15 protein-coding genes are annotated in these 21,261 nt (G+C 66.2%); 5 read left to right on the forward strand and 10 right to left on the reverse strand.

Annotated features, from left to right (window positions below):
• Window positions 1–11: 11 nt before the first annotated feature.
• Together JSV65_14300 and JSV65_14305 are read right to left on the reverse strand one after the other, a co-directional pair.
• Window positions 12–2,297 (reverse strand): polysaccharide biosynthesis tyrosine autokinase, encoded by a 2,286-nt coding sequence (locus JSV65_14300; protein ID UCH33724.1) that lies wholly within the window; start codon window positions 2,295–2,297, stop codon window positions 12–14.
• 72 nt (window positions 2,298–2,369) lie between these two features.
• Window positions 2,370–3,494 (reverse strand): SLBB domain-containing protein, encoded by a 1,125-nt coding sequence (locus tag JSV65_14305; protein ID UCH33725.1) that lies wholly within the window; start codon window positions 3,492–3,494, stop codon window positions 2,370–2,372.
• Window positions 3,495–4,492: 998 nt separating this feature from the next.
• Between JSV65_14305 and JSV65_14310 the strand changes: the two genes are divergently transcribed.
• From JSV65_14310 to rpoN, 4 genes are all read left to right on the forward strand, one after another.
• Window positions 4,493–7,909 (forward strand): GAF domain-containing protein, encoded by a 3,417-nt coding sequence (locus JSV65_14310; protein UCH33726.1) that lies wholly within the window; start codon window positions 4,493–4,495, stop codon window positions 7,907–7,909.
• Window positions 7,906–9,387 carry a sigma-54-dependent Fis family transcriptional regulator gene (locus tag JSV65_14315; GenBank protein ID UCH33727.1) on the forward strand — a complete coding sequence of 494 codons (1,482 nt, stop codon included), beginning with the start codon at window positions 7,906–7,908 and terminating at the stop codon, window positions 9,385–9,387. The genes JSV65_14310 and JSV65_14315 overlap by 4 nt, the downstream gene beginning before the upstream one ends.
• A gap of 71 nt (window positions 9,388–9,458) precedes the next feature.
• Window positions 9,459–10,535, forward strand: a complete 1,077-nt coding sequence (locus tag JSV65_14320; GenBank protein UCH33728.1) for a response regulator — start codon at window positions 9,459–9,461, stop codon at window positions 10,533–10,535.
• A 30-nt stretch (window positions 10,536–10,565) separates the two neighbouring features.
• Window positions 10,566–11,999 (forward strand): RNA polymerase factor sigma-54, encoded by a 1,434-nt coding sequence (rpoN, locus tag JSV65_14325; protein ID UCH33729.1) that lies wholly within the window; start codon window positions 10,566–10,568, stop codon window positions 11,997–11,999.
• Between the two features lie 47 nt (window positions 12,000–12,046).
• Here the strand turns inward: rpoN and JSV65_14330 are convergent, their stop codons facing one another.
• Entirely contained in the window at window positions 12,047–14,053 is a 2,007-nt protein-coding gene (locus JSV65_14330) for a hypothetical protein (protein ID UCH33730.1), read from the reverse strand.
• Between the two features lie 141 nt (window positions 14,054–14,194).
• Here JSV65_14330 and JSV65_14335 point away from each other — a divergent pair, with 141 nt between their 5' ends.
• Entirely contained in the window at window positions 14,195–15,031 is an 837-nt protein-coding gene (locus tag JSV65_14335; GenBank protein UCH33731.1) for a radical SAM protein, read from the forward strand.
• Window positions 15,032–15,097: 66 nt separating this feature from the next.
• On the opposite strand, the gene JSV65_14340 is transcribed toward JSV65_14335, so the two are convergent.
• From JSV65_14340 to JSV65_14370, 7 genes are all read right to left on the reverse strand, one after another.
• Entirely contained in the window at window positions 15,098–17,086 is a 1,989-nt protein-coding gene (locus JSV65_14340) for a HEAT repeat domain-containing protein (GenBank protein UCH33732.1), read from the reverse strand.
• Window positions 17,087–17,293: 207 nt separating this feature from the next.
• The gene (locus JSV65_14345) at window positions 17,294–18,004 is read right to left on the reverse strand and encodes a hypothetical protein (GenBank protein ID UCH33733.1); all 711 of its coding nucleotides are present in this window, start codon (window positions 18,002–18,004) and stop codon (window positions 17,294–17,296) included.
• On the reverse strand, window positions 18,001–18,846 hold the full coding sequence (locus tag JSV65_14350) for a hypothetical protein (GenBank protein ID UCH33734.1): 846 nt from the start codon (window positions 18,844–18,846) through the stop codon (window positions 18,001–18,003). Before JSV65_14350 ends, JSV65_14345 begins: the two co-directional genes overlap by 4 nt.
• Window positions 18,846–19,796, reverse strand: a complete 951-nt coding sequence (locus JSV65_14355) for a hypothetical protein (GenBank protein UCH33735.1) — start codon at window positions 19,794–19,796, stop codon at window positions 18,846–18,848. The genes JSV65_14350 and JSV65_14355 overlap by 1 nt, the downstream gene beginning before the upstream one ends.
• A gap of 20 nt (window positions 19,797–19,816) precedes the next feature.
• Window positions 19,817–20,608 carry a hypothetical protein gene (locus tag JSV65_14360; protein ID UCH33736.1) on the reverse strand — a complete coding sequence of 264 codons (792 nt, stop codon included), beginning with the start codon at window positions 20,606–20,608 and terminating at the stop codon, window positions 19,817–19,819.
• A 4-nt stretch (window positions 20,609–20,612) separates the two neighbouring features.
• A complete protein-coding gene (locus JSV65_14365) occupies window positions 20,613–20,918 on the reverse strand; it encodes a hypothetical protein (protein ID UCH33737.1) in 306 nt (101 codons plus the stop codon).
• Window positions 20,918–21,261: hypothetical protein (locus JSV65_14370; GenBank protein UCH33738.1), on the reverse strand; the 344-nt coding region annotated here is incomplete at its 5' end. The genes JSV65_14370 and JSV65_14365, both read right to left, overlap by 1 nt.

Genomic DNA, 21,261 nt, shown 5'->3' on the forward strand with positions numbered 1-21,261 from the left:
ACGCAGCGCGGTCATGCCGCGCCATTGGAGCTGCGCTGCGCATCATCTCCGAGCGGCCCGCCCTCCGCTTCGTCATCCGTGTCGGATACGTGCTCCTCGGCCCCGGCTGGCTCAGCCGGGTCGCCCGCGCCGGTGGCCTCGTCCTCCGTGTCCGCGGCGTCCGCGGCGCCGTTGCCCGGCAGAGCCGGCGGCGAAGAATCGGTCCCGGGGAGCTGGGGCGAGTAGTAATGCGAGTGGAAGTAGTACGTGTCTACCTCCTCGGGGGTGACGTCGTTGAGCACGGCGCCGATGATGTTGGCGCGCGCCTTGTTCAACAGCGCGGTGACCTGCAACTGGCTGCCGCGCAAGGGCTGATGCGCGCGCACGACCATGAGCGCCGCGTCGGTCATGGAGGCGATGATGGCTGCGTCGCTGAACGCAATCGCCGACGGCGTGTCGAGCAAGATCAGGTCGGCACGCTCCCTGAGCTCGGACATCAGGGCGCTCATGCGGTTGGAGCTGATCAGGTTCGACGGATTGCGGCCCGGCGGCCCGGCCGGAAGCAGCAGCAGATTGGGCACGTGAGTCTGATGCAGGGCCTCCGACAGGTCGGTGCCGTTGTTGAGCACGTTGGTCAAGCCCGGCTCGCTGGGGAGGCCGAAGATCCGGTGCAATGAGGGGCGGCGCAAGTCCGCGTCGACGAGGATGACGCGCCGGTCCGCTTCCGCGAGGGCGATCGCGAGGTTGGCGATGGTCGTGGTGCCGCCCTGGCCGGGCTTGGGGGTCACGATGCACAGAGTTTGCAGTGGCTGCTCGTCGCAGGTGAAGAGCAGGTCGGTGCGCAGGAACCGATAGGCCTCGGCATAGGGAGATGAAGGCAGGACGTGGGTGATGAGAGGGAGATCGCGAGCGCGTACGCCCTCCATCGCCGGGATGATGCCGGTGACCGGAAGATTGAGCAGGCGCATGACGTCGTCGGTGGTCTTGACGCGATCGTCGAGGACGTCGAGCGTGATGGCGAGGCCCAGGGCAAGGGCGATGCTGAGGATCAGGCCTAGGGCCAGGAGTTGGATCGGGGACGGCCCCTTGGTGACCGGCCCTTGGGAGGTGCGTGCGAGGTCAACGATCTGGATCGCGCCTGCGTCATTTGTGACTTTCTCATCTATTCGTGCCTGGTCCACCGAGGCCTTGAGCCGGCTATACGTCTCCTCGGCGATGCGGTAATCCCTGGTCAGCGCCGCCAGCTCGACGCCGCGCGAAGAGGCCTGGGCGTATTGGCCGCGCTCGCGGGCGACCATCTGGTTCATCGCACCCAGCCGGGCCCCGAGCGCCGCCTTCTGTGATTCGAGGTCGGCGACCTGGCTTGCCAACTGGTCGTAGAGGGGATTGCGGGAGATCGTCTGGTGCTTGATAACGCGATCCATCTCCTCGGCGAGGCGTCGGCGCAGGTCTTCTATCTGCGCCCGCAGCGCCACAGCCGTCGGGTGCTTCTCGGTGTGGATCGCCAGTTCCGCCGCGAGCTTTCCCTCCAGGTCGAGCAGGTCGGTGCGCAGCTTGGTCACGGCCGGGTTGTCGGTCGTGCCCACCTCGCTGACGACGGTGGTGTCCTCCCGTGCCAGCCGGCTGCGCGCCGCGGCCAGGCGCGCGCTCGTCTCGCGCAGTTCGGCCTCGGTAGAATCGCGCTCGCGCTCAATCGGCGAGATGGCGGCCTCGCTACTTCCGATGTCCAGTCCAACCGCGCCGGCGACGGAGCGTTGCCGTGCGAGCTGCCCCTGGGCATCGTCCATATCGCGTTTCGCGGCGGCGAGTTCGCGCTCGAGGAAGACGCGGTTGTCCACCGCCTCGCGATGGCTCAGCTCGCGGTAGAACTCGGCGAAGACCTGAGCGACGGAGTTGGCGAGGCCGATGCTCCGCTGAGGATCCTTGTCGAGCACCGCGAGCCGCAGAATGGCGGTCTGAGGCAACGTGTCAACCGTGATGCGTTTCGCCAGCCGCTGAGGCGGCTCGGACAGGTTCATCGCCTTGGCGGCGCGTGTCATCACTACTTGGCTCTGCGCGAGGTAGATGAGGTTCGCCAGCCGCTCCTCGCGCACTCGCGGGTCGTAGCCTCGATCCACGGGGGCGGCACCGTTTGCCCCGATGATCGACCGCTGCAGCGCCATGTCGGACGGCATCACCAGCGCCGCGGCGCGGTAGTATCGCGGCATGACCAGGCATCCGACCCCGACCACCGCCATCGTGGAGCCCACCACCGCTGCGATGAGCCATCTGCGCCGCACCGCGGCGCGGTACAGTCTCCAGAAATCCCCAAGTGTCATATCAGCGCAATCCTCGTCGTTCTTCTTGACGCCAAGTCAGGGCATCCTCGCCCCACCGAATGTCGCTTCGCCCTACCACAGCAGATACAGGAACGGCGCGAACAGCGACATGGCTTTCTCCAGGTCCGAGCGCCCCCGCGGCGAGCGCGCGGGCACATAGAGCGTGTCCCCCGCGTGCAGTTCAGCATTGCCAGATAGATCGCCGTCCACCAGCAGCGTGCGCAAGTTGACCGGCTGCTTCGACGCTGGCTCGGAGTCGCTCGCGGCGGAGCGCAGGACGTACGCCTTGTCGAGTTGTGCGGTCGGGGCGACCCCGCCCGCGACAGCTATGGCATCGAGCAGGCGTGCGTCGGCCGGCATGGAGTACGGTCCCGGCCTCATCACCCCGCCGAGCACGTAGACCTGCATCGCCATGCCAGGGACGATGAGGGTATCGCCCGGGCGCAGGATGGGGGCACTTGCCATCGCCTCGGGCTCCAGCATTGCGGTGAGGTCAAGCGTCTGGGGCGGCCCGTCCTTGGGCTTGAGCACCACCTCGCGCGGGTTGGCTCCGGGGACGAGTCCGCCGGCCTGTGCCACGAGATCCCACGGCGTTGGATCGCCAGCGAGTTCGTACGCGCCCGGCCGAACCACCTGGCCGAGGATGCGACACGTCCTCTCCGGCCGTTGGGCAACACCGACGTGGTCGCCGGAACTCACAACGGGGTTCTGCGCCTCGTCGCCTTCGTTCAGGAAGCGTTGGAAATCAATCATCTGCGGCTTCTCGCCGGCACGAGTATGGGATATGCGGGACAGATTCGCTTCAGGCGTAGGGCCGCCACCCGCGGCGAGCGCATCCGCCAGCCGGCTGTCACACGCGATGTAGAAGAGGCCGGGGCTGTTCACCGCCCCGCTGACGATGACCTTCAGAGGGGCGCGCTCAGAGATTTCCACGGTGACCTGCGGGTCCCTGATGTAATCGGACAAGCGCTCCGTTAGCAAGCGCGAGATGGCCGCCGCGGTCTGTCCCGCAACCTTGACATCGCCCGCCAGAGGCAAGGCAATGGCACCGTCGTCACTGACCGTGACTTGCCGGGACAGCGTGTCCTCTCCGAGCACGGAGATGCTCAATACGTCGCCCGGGCGAGCGACGATGTCCTGAGCCGTAACCGCGCCGGCTGCGACCAGCGCGACACACAGGTAGACGATACTCCTCACGGCGACTCCTCCTCACGCACTACTGGTGAGAAACAGCAAGAAATGTGCCAATTCATGTTTGGTGGGGATGACGTGCATATCCGGCAGCCCTCGCAAGCACCACGAGGGCCTCAGCGCCGGGGGGATGCGCCAGGGATGGTCGCGCCGCTGGTCGAGCTGTCTCGCGAACCCCACTTTATCCCCCGGATTGTCAATGAGGTGTGAAAATGTGGTGGAAAAACCGGCACAAGGCTGTTGACAACTCAAGAATGAGGGGTATAATTACCGATGTAGTCTGGACAACTTATAGAATACGGCAGCTCTACTCCGAGCATTTATCGCAGAATCGTTCACACCCGGCCGCGATGCGCACAGTCACCAGGCTATCCGTCGCGGCCCACATTCTCCGCCCTTCAACCCGGCTCGTTACACTCACCGAGCGCGTACTGCGCTCGGACTACGCAGCAAGAGCCGTGCCAGGGAAGCTGCCCCATGCCAAGCTAGGCTTCGGTCTTGTGGGCATGCCGGGAAGGGTGCGGCGCGGTATCATACTTTAGTCGTAGCTCCCCCTGCCCTCAGGCATCGCCCCAAGTAGACCATCGGGCAATTGTTGGCGTCCCATGCCCGTGTTAGGATTAGCCTAGCGTGCTCGCGGCGCGGCACGCGAACGGCATGCAGGGATGACGATGTCGGGCACAGATTCGGGCTATCGGACGACGGCAAGGACCGGGCGCGCGGAGCGCAGCCGGCCCCGACCGGGCGTCTCCTCCCGGCGGCGGGCGCCGACGCGCCTCGCCGACTTCGACGCAGCGCTTGAAGGTGGCAATCCAGCGTCGGCGCTCGCGCGAGCAAGCGAGGCACTGTCTCGGGAACTGGCGTGCGCCGTCGTCATCACCTCGCGCGACGAATCTGGGGAGGTGACGGCGCGGGCGCAGGCCCGGCCCGCCGGGTGCCGATACGCTCCCCCAACTGCCTTCTTGCGAGACGCAGCCGACCGCCTTGCGCGGCGCGCCCGCGCGTTGAGCCTGAATGGGGCGGCGCGCCTCGCTGAAGGGCAGTCCTACCTCGGCCTTCCAGCGCCGCTGAGGATCGCGGCTGACCACGCGATTCACCTCTTCAGCGAGTCTCCGTTCAGCCGCAGCCAGCGCGAGATCGCGCGCCAGGCGGCGGAACGGCTCGGTGCCAAGCTGGCGCAGTTGAGTGCGTGTGGGGACGAGGGTGAGCCTGCGGCGCGCACCTTCGTGCCGCAGGCGCCAGCGGAGACGGGGCAGGTCGCGATCGAGCAGTTGCTCAGCGACGCCATGCGTGCCGCGGCCGAGACACTGACCGCCGACACTTGCTCGTTGATGGTGCTGGACGAGGCGAACGGCACGCTGGTTCTGGATGCCGCCTATGGGCTTCGCGACGGCGTGGTGCGGGGCCAGCGGCGCCCTGCGGGTGAAGGGATCGCCAGCTACGTCATGTCACTGGGCGAGCCGGTCATCCTGGATGACCCGCTGAAGGATCCGCGCCTGCGCGGGCTTGCCGTCGAACGCCGGCCGGACATCAGTTGCTCGATATGCGTCCCGATCACTCCGCACGAGGGTTTCCGAGGCATGGTGAGCTTCAACCGCACGGGGAGCGCCGAGCCGTTTACGCAGGACGACCTGCGGCTGGCGACCACCGTGGCGTCCCAGCTCGGACCCTGTTTCGCGAACGCCCGCCGATACCAGCAGGCGGCGGAGCGGCTCGACGAGCTGGCGGTTATAAGCCGCGTGGCCGAATCCGTGACGCCGACGATGGACGTCGAACGCGTGGCCGGACTTCTTGCCGACGGCATAGCGCAGGCGGCGGGAATTGAGCGATGCCGTCTCTACCTGGGACAGGGCGAGCAAATGAAGCTCGCCGCGGCGTGCGGCTACGCTGAGGGCAGCGCGCCCGCCTTGCAGACCCCGGCCGACGAAGCGGTCGTCCAGGCCGCGGCCGAGGCCCGCCCGGTCGTCGTGCACGGCGACCGTGCCAGCAGCGGAGACGAATCTCATCGCCACACCCCCGTGGGGGCGTTCGCGGCGCTGCCACTCATCTGCCGAGGGCGAGCGCTGGGCGTTTTCTGTGCCGACTGCGGAAGCGACGAGTCGCTGCGCCGGATCAACATCGAACTGATCGAGAACTTGCTGGGTCGAGCCGCGATCGCGCTGCACAACGCGACGACGCACCAGCGTCTGCGCGAGGATCTGGATGACCTCTATCGCCTGTACGACAGCGTACAGCGCATCAATACGAGCTTCGAGCCCGAAGACATCCTGAACCAGACGGCGCACGAGGTGAAGCTGCTCACCGGCTGTCGGCGGGTCGGCTTCGCCTCCCTGGCACCTGAGTCGGACAGCCTCGGGGGACGATCGGCGTCGTTGGTGACGCTGCCGCTCGCGGCAGACGACGGGGCGATGGGTGAGGCACGGGCGATGTCCGCCCCGATGCTGCTCGACGGCGACACGCGCATGGTGTCGTCAGGGGCGGCCGATCTCGCCGCAGCGGTGCGGGAGCTGACCGGGGAGGGTCGCGCCCTGGTCATGCCTCTCACGCACGAGCTGGGCAGCCTGGGGCTCCTCGTGGGATGGAGCTTCGCGCGCGAGCCGCGGGCGCGGGAGGTGTCCTTGGCCGCCGGGCTATGTGCCCACGGCGCCGCGCTCCTGCGCAAGGCGATGGACTATCGGGCGGCGATCAACGCGCGGTCGCTGGAGCTGTCGGCCCTGTACCAACTGTGCGAGGAGATCAGCGCGGCGACGAGCTTCGAGTCGGCGCTGCGCTCGGTGCTCGAGATAGCGCACTCCATGGTGCCCTATGACGAGGGGCTGGTCTTCATCTGGAGCGAGGAGAGCGGGCGCCTGGAGCTGGCGGCGAGCCGCGGCGTGGACTTCGAGGCGATCAACGCTCAGGCGCCGCAGGCGCAGCCGGGCAACATGTACCAGTGGGTGTACGCCGAGGGCAAGGCGTTCATCTCGACGGACATTGGGCAAGTCGGCGGCGACAGCAGCTCGGCGGGGCCGCTGCTGCGGTCTTCCATGGCGGTGCCTCTCGTCATCGGCAACGAGACGATCGGCGTGCTCGCGATCCACAACGCGCGATCGCGCGCCTACACCGAGGGGCACGTCAAAGTGCTGTCGATCGTGGCATCGCAGGCGGCGGCGATCTACCGGGCGCTGCAGTCCCTGGGCAGGCTGAGCCGGTACACCGACAACATCCTCGAAAGCATGGTCGCTGGTGTGATCGGTCTCGACCGCGCGGGGCGCGTCGTCATCTGGAGCCCTGCGGCGCGGGAAATACTCGGCATCAGCGCCAGCCATGCGGCAGGCACCGACTTCTCGGCCCTCGCTCATCAGATCGGTCGCGAGCACGGCGGCCCTGCTGGCCGGTCCGTCGAGTCCCTGGCGCTCATGGCGCGGCGGTTGCTCGTGCACGGGGAGCCGGTTCCGGAGCAGGAACTGCGACTGGAGCGCAACGGTGCGCCGCCGCGGGTGCTCATAGCGAACTGCACCCCCTTGCGGGGCGCCGATGGCGAACTCACGGGGGCGGTGCTGCTCATCGAGGACGTCACCGAACGCAAGCGCATGGAGGAGCGCATGCGGCAGATGAGCCAACTCGCCGCCGTCGGTCACCTCGCCGCCAACGTCGCGCATGAGATTCGCAACCCGTTGAGCGCGATCAAGACCGCGGCTCAGTTTCTCAGCACCGAGTACCAGACTGAGGGACTGATCGCCCAATTCTCGGGCATCATCAACGAGGAATGCGATCGCCTGAGCAAGGTTGCGACCGACTTCCTGACCTACGCGCGCCCAAACGAACCGAGCCTGGAGCGCACCGCCGTGATCGAGATTATCGAGAGCGCGGTTGCTGCCACCGCACGGGAGATGACCGAGCGCAACATCCGGGTTGACGTGCGCGGCGCGAAGAGGGTGCCCAGGATCTCGGCGGATCCGGAGGCGATGCGGCAAGTATTCGTCAACTTGCTGACGAATGCCGCCCAGGCGATCGGCAGCGACGGAGAGGTGAGGATCGCGCTCCGGGCGCGCAGCGCGGCGCACGACGGCCGCGCGGTGGAGGTTACCATCAGCGACACCGGGCCGGGCATCCCCGAGGAGGCCCTGGAGCGCGTGTGGACCCCGTTCTTCAGCACCAGGACCAAAGGCACAGGCCTCGGCCTTTCGATAGTACGCAAGACGATTGAAGCACACGGCGGCCAGATATGGGCGGAACAACCGCGTGACGGGGGCGCGTGTTTCCGCATGCGGCTGCCGGTGCGGCGCCGCAAGCGCGCGCAGGCGGCTGCCGCGGCCGCCGTCGCCGGCGCCGACCAAACCCCACAGTGGCAACAACTTGACCTATTCGCTGACGAGACTCCGCGGCCCGCGGGCGATGGCAACGAGCGGACGAGCGATAGTCCAGGAGAGCAGAGATGAAGGAACTAGCGCGTATCCTCGTGGTTGACGACGAGCCGAATATCTGCCAGGTGCTGTCAGCGGTCCTGCGCAAGGAGGGGTATGAAGTCGAGGTCAGTCGGGATGGCGAAGAGGCGCTGACGCTGCTGGAGAAGACCCCGGTTGATTTGCTGATAACCGATGTCATTATGAATAACGTGAGCGGGGTGGAGCTTCTGCAGCGGGTACAGGCGGCGAGCCCGCAGACGCCGGTGGTGATGATGACGGCGTACGGCACGATCAAGAGTGCGGTGGATGCGATCAAGCTCGGCGCGTTCGACTACCTGGCCAAGCCGTTCGACATGGACCAGATGAAGTCGGTCGTGCGCAAGGCGCTGATGCAGCGCAGGGAGATGCGCGCTCGCGAGCCGCTACGTCTGGGGAACGCCGTCGCGGACGATGAGGGAGCGTTGGGCAATATCGTCGGGCGCGGCGAATGGCTTTCGCGCGTGCGCCACATGATAACCAAAGTGGCGCGCAGCCGCGCCAACGTGTTGCTGCGCGGCGAGAGCGGCACCGGCAAGGAACTGGTCGCCCGCGCCATACATGCGAACAGCAGTCGCGCCGATCGCCCATTCGTGCCCGTGGCCTGCGCGGCGCTCAGCTCGGACCTGCTTGAGAGCGAGTTGTTCGGCCACGAGAAGGGGGCGTTCACGGGCGCCATCGCGCAGAAGCCCGGGCGCTTCGAGCTTGCCGACGGGGGCACCCTCTTTCTCGACGAAATCGGCGACATCAGCATGAATCTGCAGCTCAAGCTGCTCCGCGCTATCCAGGAACGGGAATTCGAGCGCGTCGGCGGCACCAGAACGGTGCACGTCGATGTGCGCCTGATCGCCGCCACCAACCGCGACCTCGAGGCGGCCGTCAACTCCGGCGCGTTCCGCGAGGATCTGTATTATCGGCTTCAGGTGGTCGAGATTCACCTCCCGCCGCTGCGCGATCGCAACGAGGACGTGCCCGACCTGGTGCGCCATTTCCTGGACATCTATAACCACGAGAACGACAAGCGACTCACCGAGGTGCCGGAGGCCGTAGTCGAGATTCTTCAGGAGTACTCGTGGCCCGGCAATGTGCGTGAGTTGGAGAACGCCATCGAGCACGCGTGTGTGCTCGCCGATGACGAGATGCGGGAACTCACCCTCGAGCTGATGCCGCCGACGATCGTGAGGCGGAACGGCAAGCAGCCCGGCATCGCAGGCAAGGGCATCGCGGCTGAGCTGCACCACGCCCCGCAAGAGCGAGCGCAGGAGATGCTCTCTGCAGCGCTGGCCGCCCAAGGCGGCGATATCGGCGCAGCTGCAAAGGCGCTCGACCTGACCGAACGTGCGATGTCCTACTACCTGGCGAAGCACGCGGTGGGCACGAAGGGGGGGCGACGCGGGCGCACGGGCAAGCGCCAACCCACGCGCCGTCGAGCGGCAGCTCAGCGGCCGGGCAAAATTAGCGCATCTGCCAAGTAAGAGCACTGGATCTTGGCACGATTCTTGCAGGTATGACAGTCTGGTACCAGCTGGATTACTGGAATTGTGCCATGATGAAGACGCCGCGCCGGGTTCTGGTTGCGGATTCTGACTACGCGTTTGCGCGACGCCTGCGGATTGAGTTGGAGGCGCGAGGACACGCCGTCGAGATCGTGAGTGACGGCGCGAGCGCCGTCAACGTCGTCAAGGCGCGCCCGTTCGATGGCGCGGTGGTGGACACGGATCTCGCCGGGGCGGACGCCATTGAGGTGCTGCACGCGCTGAGCGACCTCGACCGCGCGCTGCCCGTCGTCATGACGGGCAGGCGCAACCGGCCGGAGGTCGAGCGCCAGGCCAGAGAAGCGGGGGCGCTCGGATACGTTGCGAAGCCATGCCCGGCGGTGCGAATCATTGACGTCCTGCTGGGCGGGCCCGACCACGACGGCGAAGTCAGGCCGCGCAAGCGGCCGCCGCTCGCCCTGGCGTCGCTGGAGCCGGGGCAGGTGTTGGTGATCGAATGCCCGGGGGGGCAGGTGCAGGGGAGGCTGTCAAGTAGGGTGATGGTCAAACACCCGACGTCGCTGGCAGCGACCGTGCCCTGCCGCGAGGGCAGGGACGTGACACTGCCGTTCGGCACGCGGGTGACGGTGGGCTTTCCGATGCCCGATGGATGGTATCAATTTGAGACGTACGTGATGGGGGCGACCAGCTACCGAGGACACGAAGCCGTTCTCCTGGCGCAGCCCAAACTGGTGAGCCGCGTCCAGCGGCGGCGGTATGCCCGCGCGCGCGCGACGTTCAATGTCGAACTGGAGAAGCAGCGGCAAGTCGTTGCGGGCAAGGGGCAGGACGCGTGTGAAGGCGGCATACGAGTGCTGACGGAAGGCGCCTTGCAGGTGGGCTCCCACGTCTTGTGTCATATCCACCAAGGAGCCGAGCAGGGACCGATTGTCCTCCCGGGGACGGTCGTGTGGACTGAGGAGTTGAGAGATAACGGACACCGGTATCGGACCGGCATCCGGTTCGCGGCGCCGGCTCGGGCGCAGCGCGACCGACTGCGGGAATGGGTCGAGCGATTGAGCCGGAGCGAGGATCACGGCACCGGCGCAAACGGGAGGTTCGATCTCTCCTCGCCTCTATCGAGCTGATCGGCGCAGGTCCGCGTTTCGGTAACGCAGATGAGATACGAGCAGCGAGGAAGGCAAGTCACGCGTCAGAAGATGGGCGCCAAGCTCATCGCGGCCGGACGCATTCTCGAGATGTCCTCGATGGAGCTTCTCGATCGCATTGATCAGGAGCTCGCGGCGAACCCGGCACTGGAGCTGTCGGAGGACAGTGTGTGCCCGGTGTGCCGCTGCTCCCTGCGGGGCGGCGTGTGCCTCAACTGCGGCCTCGGCCGCACCGACCGTCCGACCGCAGAGGCCATGGTGCGGTACCTGTCGGAGCCACCGCTGCCGCGACAGCGCCCGGAGGCCGCCGAGGAGGAACCCGAAGACCCCTACCTGCGCGCCGAAAGCCCGGTCACGCTCCAGGAGCACCTGCGCATGCAAGTGCGCGCGGCGATGCCGGCCGAGGACTACGGTGTCGCCGATTATCTGGTCGCCAATATCAACGATCGCGGTCTGCTCGATTGCGATGCGGCGGAGGCGGCCCGCGATGTGGACGTCCCGCTGGAGCGCGTCAACAGCGTGCTTGCGACCATCCAGGGGTTCGAGCCTGCGGGCGTCGGCGCGCGTACTCCGCAGGAAGCGCTGCTGATACAGCTTCGTCAACTGCAGGAGGAAGACGGCAAGAACGACGGGTGTGCGGAGCGTCTCATCCGCGAGCACTGGCACGAGCTGGCGGCCCATGCCTACAGCAAGCTCGCCCGCTCGCTGAAAGTCGGCCTCGGCGATATCGAGGCGGCGGTGGAGTTCATCCGCTCCAACCTCGACCCCTATCCCGGCAGGCAGTTCCGCGTCTTCTGGCAGCACCAGCTCAAGAACCCCGAGGCGCTGCAGCGTGCTGATGTGATCATCAGCCGCAAGGTGGACGAGTACGTCGTGGAGATCGTCGAGTCGTCGGACTTCGTCCTGCGCATCAGCGAATCGTTCCGCGAACTCCAGCGGTACGTCGCGCGACGCCGACGGGGATGGATGTCATCTGACTGGAAGAGCGCCGTTGACAACCTCAAGCGCGCCGACTGGTTCATCCAGAGCATCAAGATGCGCAGGCGCACGCTGCAAGCGATCACCGAGGCCTTAGTGGAAAAGCAACGCGCCTTCCTCGACACGGGGCAGGAGGAGAAGCTGCAACCGCTGACTCAGGCGAAGCTGGCGAGCATCGTCAACAAACACGAGTCAACGGTTAGCCGAGCGGTGTCCGACAAGTTCGTCCTCTTGCCGCCGCCCGCCAATCGGATCGTGGGCTTCGACTACTTCTTCACCCCCTCCCTCAGCGTCAAGAGCGTGATCAGCCAACTGGTTCAGCGCGAGAGTCCCTATCGCCCGCTGACCGATCGCCAGATCTGCCAAATCCTCGCGACGCGCGGGTTCAAGGTCGCGCGGCGCACCGTCGCCAAGTACCGCCTGGCGCTGAACATCCCCTCCTCGGAGCAGCGCGGGCGGCGGTAACGCTCCTGAGGGCGTCCACCGTCTGGCGCAACCGCGCCCACCGTCTGCTACTTGACCGCCGTGCGATAGCGGCAGGCCAGTCCTCCGTGCGTAGTGTAGGCAAGCCCTATCTCCGGCGGCACGACGGCCTCCGGCGGCAGCATCATGCGCGCCGCGCCGTGCGGCGCGATGTCGCCCAACAGCACGGGCGACTCGCCGGGCGCCAGCGTCACTGTCACATCGCGAAGCGCGTAGGGGCGGCGGCTGCGGAGTTCAATCCTCTCCCCTACAGCGATCGCGTCCACGTCGCTGTATAGCGCCTTGATGCCAGCGCAGAAATCATCGTGCACCTCGTCCGGGCCCGCGCGGAAGCCAGGGTGTCGGTCAACGTAGTCCTCCAAGCCGGAGTAGTAGTACGCCCCTGCCCAGCCCAAGCGCAGCACGCCCTCGCGCCACGTGACGGCTAGGTGGGAGAGCGTGCCATCGTAGTCCGTTTCGCTGGTGAACATTCCCCACTCGGTCAGCATCGCCGGCTTGGGCGAGGCGAAGCCAACATGATGCGCGTAATCATCCGGCTCCACGCCGTAGAGGTTCCACGCCACGACGTCCTGGCCCGCGACCATGTCCTGTCCGCCCAGATTCGAGTAGACGCACGGCCGCCCTACCGGGTCGAGCCGATGCAGCGCGGCTCGCCGGGCGTCGAGGAAGCCCGCGAATGCGGCGCGCTGTTCATCGCTGTACGTGACCTCGTTCGCCGTATTCCAGAACAGGACATTCGGATAGTCGCGCGCGGCGAGGGCCATGATTTCCGCATCAGCGATCCAGGCGGGGTGGTCGGGCGGAAAGCCGTCGGCGGTCATTTCGGCCACGCTGGAGCAGCTTGGCCCGAACACGCCGAAGTTGACCGTGATGCCGTACCTGGTGGCGCGCTCAATGACCTGCGGCGGATACTGGAACCCGCGGATGGAATTGACGCCCAATGACTGCATCAGGGCCAAATCACGCTCGGCAAGCGCCCAGTCCACAATCCCGCCGTCCCGCCAGTAGTGGCCCGGGAATCCGTTCGCGCCCTTGATGAGAAACGGCTCGCCGTTGACGCAGAGCTGCCGTCCTCGGGCCTCGATGACGGTGCCGACTAAGGTCATCCCGCACTGATCCCGGCCCCCCGCACCGTCGGCAACGAGCGTGACTTCCGCCTCGTAGCGCTCGAACCGGGGCGCAGTCGCCCACTGGAAGCTGATCTCCGATGCACCTTCCGGGATCACGACACTCCTGCGCTCGCGCCAGATGACCCGACCATCGGCCACACGTCGAATGGCGAGCGCGACCTGGCCGCGCCGCGCGCGGCGATCGTTCTCGATGCTCACAGCGAAGCGATGCTCGGCGAGGCCGTCCGGCGTCACAACCCGCGGGTGCTCGTGGGCAATGTCCGCGATTCGCAGTGCTTGCGGGACGCAGATGAGATAGACAGGGGCGAGGATCCCCGCGGCGCCTCGGTTCGTCGGATCGGGTGTGCGCGAGAAAATCCAATAGGATGTCGTCGGGTCATTGCAGACGCGCACGGCGAGGACGTTCTTGCCCGGTCTGACGATCTCGCCCACATCGAAGGCGAGCGGCCAGCGAAATGACCACAGGTGGCGATAGCGGCAGGGCAAGTCGCCGGCCGGGCCCCAGAACGCGCCGACCTGGTATCCTGCGAGTTCGTCCGACAGTCCGGGGTTGACGAGCTTGACGCCGTTGAGCCAGACCTCGGCGCGATCGAGAATGTGATCGAACCGAAGGTAGCGTGGGTGGCTGCCCTTGGGAAACGCGAAGGTCAGGCGGTACCATCCGTAGCCGGTGTGATCCCAGCCCTGACTCGTCCAATCGCCGGGAACGGTGATCCATGACCATGAGCGGTCGTCGAGATCCGGGCGGGCGAACTCGGGCCTGTCGGCGGTGTTGAATCGCCACCTGCCGTCGAGCGAGACATGGGGACGCGCCGTCGTCGGGCGAAAGACCGGCGAGTCGGCGCCGGCGGGACTTGTCAAGGCAGCCAGCCCTACCAACGCGCAGGCAACGTGCCGCAGCGACATGATCCACCTCCCAAGGCGACCCGGCTGTGGATCCACTTCGCCTGGGCGGCCCGCAACCCCTCCGTGGATGAACGCGCGCGAGGCACAGCGGCGTTGCGCTCGCGCGGCGCGCGCGGTATGATAGCAGATGGAGCGTGCGCAGTGAGCAAGCAGCAACCGATTAGACTTAAAGAGGTGGCGTGCAAGTCAATCCTGAGCAAGTCCGGCCTATCGGACTGGACGATCAACTGCTACGCCGGATGCGAGCACGGCTGCCGGTACTGCTATGCGCGGTACATGAAACGGTTCACTCATCACCCGGAACCATGGGGCACCTTCGTGGACGCGCGCATCAACGCGCCGGAGGTGCTGGAGCGTCAGATCAAGCGGGCGAAACGCGGACGCGTGATTCTAAGTTCCGTGTGCGATGGCTGGCAGCCGTTGGAGGAGAAGTACGGGCTGAGCAGGGAGTGCGTGCGCATCTTGCTCGAAAACGGCTGGCCGGTGGGGATCCTGACGAAAAGCGCTTTGGTCAGCCGCGATTTCGATCTGCTCGAATCCGGCGAGGTCGATCTCGGCGTGACCGTTTCCATCCGGGATGAGCGGGTGCGGCGCATTGTCGAACCGGAGGCGTCGCCGACGGAAGAGCGACTGGAGACCCTGGCTGAGGCGGCGCGGCGCGGCATCGAGATCTGGGCGTTCCTCGGGCCGTTTCTTCCGGGCGTGAACGACGACGAGGGCAATCTCGCGTGGCTCATGCGCTGGATGGCCGAGCTTCCGGTGACGCATTTCTACGTTGACCGGCTGAACTTCCGGCCCGGGGTGGCGTCATCCGTGCGCCGGATGCTGGAAGAGCATTTCCCTGACCTCGTCGAGGGCTACCGCGAGATCGAGACCGACGAGGAAGCGTCGGACGAGTTCGAGCGTGTGCTCTACGCACGCGTGCGCAAGATCGCGCGGCAGCACGGCGTCGAGTCGAAGGCGCGCGGCTGCGAGTGAGCATCCCGTATCGCCCGCGACACGCGGCTCCCACGTCGGCCGAGCCCAACCGGCTCCAGGCCTCCCCTACTGCGGCGCGGTATAGACCGACACCGGCTTCCACACCCCGCCCAGAGTCGTCTCAGCGAACGCGCGGACCGCGAGCACGTTCGGCTCGCCAAAGCGCAGCCTGCCGGTGACGTCAATCTCGAACGGCTCGCGATGAGTGTCAACGCCGGCAGCGCGGTCGAGCAGCTTCTCGCCGTTGAGGTAGATCGTACCCCCTTCGTCGAGGGCGCCGACCCGCACGATGATGCGCCGCCCACTCCACTTCTCGTCAACGGTGAATCGCACGCGTCCCCACGCGACCGCGTCGCTGAGACCGCGCAGCGGGCCGTCCTGCCTGTACCACGGGCTGTCGGTGCGCGCTTCGATCCATGCGCTGTCGTCGAAATCGGATGTGTGCCATCCCTCGGATTCGCCTTTCTCATCGGCGTCAACCGCAACGCGCCAGGGGATCGGCACGACCGTCACGAGTTCGGCGCCCGGCGGATGACCTAGCCCCCGCGGCTCCAGCGCCTGCATCGCGCGGTCCTGAACCGCGGGCGACGAATCCCGCAGGGCCGCATCCAGCGTCTCAACCACGCCCGCTACGTCGAGCCGACCCGCGGCGTCCACCGCAGTCATGCGCATCTGCTCGTCCCCGCTCGCCAGCACGCCGCGCAGCGCCGCGAGACCCCTCGGCCCGCCGATCTCGCCGATCGCGCGGATCGCAGCTACGCGCAGGTCCTGGTCGTCGGCGGCGAGCACGCCGCGCAGCGGCTCGATCGCATCCGCAGCGCCGGTGTGGCCCAGGGCGTTGACCGCCGCCATTCGGAGTTCCCCATCCCCGCTGTCAAGCAGGTCGGCGAGAACCGCGATCGCGTCCGCACTGCCGGCGCGCCCGAGCGCTGCGGCCGCCGCGACGCGCAGCTCTGCATCGTCACTTCGCGCCAAGTCGCTGAGCCCCGGCACCAGCGCGGGCTGGCTCAGACGCTCGATGGTCGCGATGGCCAGCGGCCTGGCGTTGACGTCACCTGAAGCAGCCGTTTGGGCGAGTGCGTCAACCAGTCGCGTATCCTCCACGGCGCTGAGCGAATCCGCCATGAGTCCTCCCAGCCCAGGGATTTGCTTGTAATCCAGACGATTCACGAGACAGACTCGCTGCTCCGGGGGCCCAGCCAAGCAGTCGGTCGGCAGAACGTTCCCCGGGCGCACGACCGTCTCGTGCACCTCGTCGCCGCGGACGGAAACCAGCATGTAGTGGTGGAACGAGCCCCGGGTCGGGTCGTCGCCGATCTCCGCCCCGCCGCCGCCGCTGATGTAGTAGCGGATGCCGTCCACTTCGGGCAGCTCGCGATAAATGTGAGCATGGCCGGCGATGACCGCGCGCGTCGGATACCGCCGGAGCAGTTCGTGCACGCGCGTCCACTGGCGCGGGTTGCTAAACACCGGCTGGTGGAGGAAGACGAAGATGTGGCGCGCGTTGGTATTCGCCAAGTCCTTGCGCAGCCATTCGAAGTGCTCGTCGCTGATGAGCCCGCCGTAACCCGCCTGGTCTGAGTTCATGGCGATAAAGTGGCAGCCGCCGTAGTCGAACGAGAACCAGATTGGGCCGGCATATTCCAGCCACAGGCGCTCGTGCATGTCATTCGCGACGTCGTGGTTGCCGACGACCGGGAAGAACGGCACCTCGGACATGTTGACGACCTCGATGAACCCGTCCCACATGCGGCGCATTTCCGGCTCTTCGGCGTAGCCGGTGCTGAGGAGGTCGCCGACATCAATCAGAAACGCCACATCGAGCGCGTTGGCCTCGCGGACGATCTGGCGGAACGTCTCCGGCTGCTCGAACCGGATCCAGTGGCGCGTGTCGCCGACGACGAGGAATGTGAATCCGTTGACGTCCTGGTCGCGCGCGCTCAAATCCGCCAGTGCCTGGTCAATCAGCTTATCCGCGGCCGAAACGGGCAGGGCGCAAGCGGCAACCGCGGCAAGCGCGATCATGATGACGATGCTCGTCGTGCGGCTCTTCATAGCTCTCTCTCCGTTGGGGAACTGACGTACGGATGCCAATAGGGTTCGGCGTGGATCACGATCGGCCCTGCCCGAGTGCATGGGGCGTGGGGCGGCCTGCCTGGTGCTTCTCGCACGGATCGCATTCCGCGGCCGCCCACTTCAGGGAGCCCGCAGAAGAACTCCTCTACGACGAGAGCCTCTCGCTACCGGCGCGGCGAGACAGCTCTAGCCGCCGAACACGCGCAACCAGTCGTGGAGCAGGAAATCGAGGCGGTCTATGAGCAGGGACATGCGGCCCATCACGGTGTTGCCGAAGATGGCGCCGAAGGCGACCATGAGCAGCCAGCGACCGAGGCGCGCGCTGCCGCGGATCGCGGGATGCCGCTGCTCGAAGGAGAAGAAGAAGTAGCTCATCACGGTGATAAGCGTGATGAAGAACAGGAGGTTGTTGACCAGAACGTACGGGGGCCTAGACGTCCACAGGGGCTTGAATGAGGCGGCCATCTGAGGCGCGAGTTCGGTGATGAAGCCGACAATGCCGAGCCCGGCGCCGAGGCCCATGAAGACGCCCACGGCGAGGCGGTTCATCCAGGAGTAGCGCCTGGAGTACACGGTGTAGAACATCGTGCCCATGAGCAGGGCGAAGATGAAGTACCATCGCCCCTGCTCGACGAACGGCGTCCACCACTTGGGGTGCAGCACCTGGGTGATAACGATGTAGAACCCATAGCCGGTGGCAAGGCCGATGAAGACATGCTCAAAGAAGCGGAAGACGACATTCTCGCGATAGAGGATGGAGTAAATGGCGAGGGTGCAGATCGCCGCGAGCCAGACGCCCAGGTTGGCCGCGAGCACATGATGGCGGACGCCGAGATACGCCGCTACCGCGAATGCCGCAAGCCAGATGAGCAGCCTCGTGATGACCCGCGCGTTCATGAGGCGCCGAGCCTCCTGCCGGGCGCTTCACCGCGGCGGCGAGCCCGGAAGTAGAGGATGTTGCCCAGCACGATCAGCGCGATCATCAACAGGTGAGCGGAGGACTGCGCGGGCATGCGCTTGAGGGCATCGCCTTCGTAGCCGACGAGCTGCTCGTACTCCGCGGCGCCCGCCAAGCCCTTAAGCACGCCGACGATCTGGCCCGCGTCGTAGTAGGGAAACGCCTCCGGCGCCATGACGCCCGTCGGCGCGTAGCCGATAGGCGTCCGATAAATGCCGTAGACGAAGCGGATGTACGTGGGTACCGTGAAGGAAGGCGTGATCTCCACCACGAGCCCGACGTCCCGAATGGTCTCGATGCCGTTCATCACCGGGACTTGCCGGATCGGCGTGTGGAAGACGTCCTCGCCGATGGTTTTGGGGATGTTCTTGGTCAAGGCGCGGATCATGTTGGCCTGGCCGGTCTTGTAGCCCCAATTCACCCAGTCCTCGCCATAGCGGCAGCCGTACTCGTCTTGGATGCGCTCACCGATCTGCTGACCGAGCTGCGGGCCGGGAGGATAGGCCCAGCCGAGGATGGCGAAAGGCTTGCCCGCCTTGAAGCAGTGGCGCATGATGGCCTCGGTCTGCGGGCCGTTCTCGCCGCGGGTGCCCGGCTCCCAATTGCACGAGAGGACGATGATCTTGCCATCGGGCACGGCATCCACGGCGTGATAGAGATCGAGGGCCGGTTTGCTGACGTACATGACCGCCTTGATTTTGGCCACGACGAATACGGCGGTGGCGACCGCGAGGAGCAGCCAGATGATGCGCCGCGACCAGAACTGACGATTCTGCTCCACTACAGCTCCTGCTCGAAGAATGCGCCCCGCTCCAGGCTGAGCCAGATGCGAAGCGACATGGCGAGGTAGCCAACGAGGATGCCGAACAGTACAGCGCGCAGGCCGGCCATGCTGATGACGCCGAGCGTCCAGTTGGCCATCGCCTCCATCCGCAGACTCGACAACGGGCCGCTCAATGGCAGGGCGCGGGTCAGCCACATCCCGAGCGGCACCTGCCCCAGCATGCAAATGAAGGCCGCGATCATCATGAAGGCCGCCTCCGCCGAGCGAATCCGAAAGGCTCTAAATGCGGCGGTAGCCATGTAGAACGCGAGCACCGAGAACAGCGTGGAGTTGAGCGCGACGTACATGCTGTTGAAGAGGTAGTCGTGGAAAACCTGCTGGACGGTGAGGTCGTGTACCCACAGGAAGCGCCGGATGATGACGTTCGCCTCCGGCCCGTACGTCGCCCACAGCCCGAACACGGCCATTGCCAGGAATGCAATGAAGAAGGCGATGCTGTTGTAGTAGCCCGGCCGGCGCGCGGCGATGTTCTTGCCGTGCACCAGGCTCAGGCTAAACGCGGCGAGGAAGAAGGTGAACCCAGCGATGACCGAGACGGCGTTGCCCACGGTCACCACCATGGGCGAGAATGGATTGCCGCGGCCGGCGCGCCAGAAAAAGATTGCGCTCCGTCCCGGCAGGTAGAACTCCAGCACGTAGAAGAGCCCGGCGGTGAAAGTGGCGATGATGACGACGCGCTTCTTGGCGGCCGGGGGCAGGCGGTGGATGCCGAACATCAGCGCGATCCAGAGCGCGACCGACGCCGCCACTGCGGCATAGAACGCTGCTCCGCGGGTTGGCTCGAACAGCGGTCGCAGTACCTGACTCAGCCGCCACAGCAGGACCGCGGCAGCCAGCCCCCCGCCGAGGTGAACACCTATGACTATCGCCCACTTGCGCGCCCGCATCTATCCTCTCTCTCGCGCCGCTAGGCCCCTGGGTTAAGCATCGAAACCAGCCACTTGCTGATGAAGTGAAGGGGCGTGCCGGGAGCCGCGGTCGCAGTTCCGCAGAGCACCAAGAGCACGAGCAGACCCTTGCTGATATCCTGGCCGACGAGGCTTCCGAGCAATGTCGGCTCACGCGTGAGGTACGCGCTGGCGGCATAGAACTCATCGCCGATAATGGTGTAATCGCACGCGGCAAGGAAGAACGGTATCTGCGTCGTCGCCGGAGTTCCCGCGATCTGAATGGCGCCGACCTCCTGACCGGTTTCGGCGAGCAGCAGCGATTCGGCGTAGAAATAGCCGAAGAAGAAAGTCGAGGCGACCTGCTCGCGGTTGATAATGCCCATGACGCCGGCCGCAAAGGCGAACTGCTGGTCGGATAGAAAGCGGACGTCATCGGAGCGGAACGCTTCCGGCTTCCCTTCCGACGCATATGCTTCGCGCACCAGTTGCTCCGCGATGGCAAACACGACGGGGTCCACCGCCGGCACGATCAAGCGGTTGCCGTAGCGCGCAGCGAGCGCGGCCACGTACTGCGCGATGGCGAGTCCCTGAATGGTGTCTATGTCAACACCGCCGAGGCCGGTGGAGAACAACATCGGCCGGCCCATCTCGGTGGCGCGTCCGACCGCCTCGTCTATCGCCGCCAGCCCCGGGATGCGGCGGATGAAGAGTTCCCTGCCTCCGCGCGCGGAGAGAATCGTGTACAGGATGACGACGCTGATGATGCCTGTGATCGCGACGTGCAGATAGTTGGCGTGCTCCAAGCTCATTGCATCACTTGTCCGCGCGGCGCGCGTCGCGCTCCTGGGCCATGGTCTCGATGCGCGCGATCAGCATGTCGAGCGTCTCCTCGGAATCGAGGACGCGCGACAGCGCCTCGACATCCTTGGCGGGCATGAAGGCGCCGAGCACCGGCAGCGCGAAGAGCGCCCCCTGCCCCGCGAAGAACGTGAGCGGGCGGCTTGACTCCAGGAACACAACGGCCGGCGTCTCCAGGCGGCGCTCGGCGACGACGCGGGCGACGCGCTCAATGACGCGCTCGCGCAGTTCTTCTTCTTTCGGCTCCAACTGCGTCGCCATCAGGTAACGCCGCACCCCCGGATATGATAACGAATCGCGTCGAGCACGGCCTCGCCATCCTCTCCCAACCATACGTATATGCCGCGATACGCCTCAAGGCGCGAGGGCCGAGCGAGCGGGCTCAACTTGACGCCGTGTGCATCGCGGTAACAGCGCTTAACGTCGGCCCACTTGAGGTGCCGCAGCGACAGGAAATTCCGAAACGAGACGCCCTCGGCGTCGATTCGGTAGGTAATGGGCAGCAGAAACTCGGCGACCGCCGCAAAGACCAAGAGGCCGGTGACGGCGGCCGCGAGGGGATGAAGCCAGAGGAAATAAGCGACGGCGGCGCTCGCTGCGATGA

It is taken from the genome of Armatimonadota bacterium, assembly GCA_020354555.1.
In the GTDB taxonomy this organism is placed as follows: Bacteria; Armatimonadota; Hebobacteria.

What these genes read in the sequence shown, in the direction of transcription:
- rpoN (UCH33729.1), top strand. Translation starts at nt 10,566, where the DNA reads ATGAGATACGAGCAGCGAGGAAGGCAAGTCACGCGTCAGAAGATGGGC.
- JSV65_14345 (UCH33733.1), bottom strand. Translation starts at nt 18,004, where the DNA reads ATGAACGCGCGGGTCATCACGAGGCTGCTCATCTGGCTTGCGGCATTC.
- JSV65_14330 (UCH33730.1), bottom strand. Translation starts at nt 14,053, where the DNA reads ATGTCGCTGCGGCACGTTGCCTGCGCGTTGGTAGGGCTGGCTGCCTTG.
- JSV65_14355 (UCH33735.1), bottom strand. Translation starts at nt 19,796, where the DNA reads ATGCGGGCGCGCAAGTGGGCGATAGTCATAGGTGTTCACCTCGGCGGG.
- JSV65_14340 (UCH33732.1), bottom strand. Translation starts at nt 17,086, where the DNA reads ATGAAGAGCCGCACGACGAGCATCGTCATCATGATCGCGCTTGCCGCG.
- JSV65_14360 (UCH33736.1), bottom strand. Translation starts at nt 20,608, where the DNA reads ATGAGCTTGGAGCACGCCAACTATCTGCACGTCGCGATCACAGGCATC.
- JSV65_14300 (UCH33724.1), bottom strand. Translation starts at nt 2,297, where the DNA reads ATGACACTTGGGGATTTCTGGAGACTGTACCGCGCCGCGGTGCGGCGC.
- JSV65_14315 (UCH33727.1), top strand. Translation starts at nt 7,906, where the DNA reads ATGAAGGAACTAGCGCGTATCCTCGTGGTTGACGACGAGCCGAATATC.
- JSV65_14365 (UCH33737.1), bottom strand. Translation starts at nt 20,918, where the DNA reads ATGGCGACGCAGTTGGAGCCGAAAGAAGAAGAACTGCGCGAGCGCGTC.
- JSV65_14320 (UCH33728.1), top strand. Translation starts at nt 9,459, where the DNA reads ATGATGAAGACGCCGCGCCGGGTTCTGGTTGCGGATTCTGACTACGCG.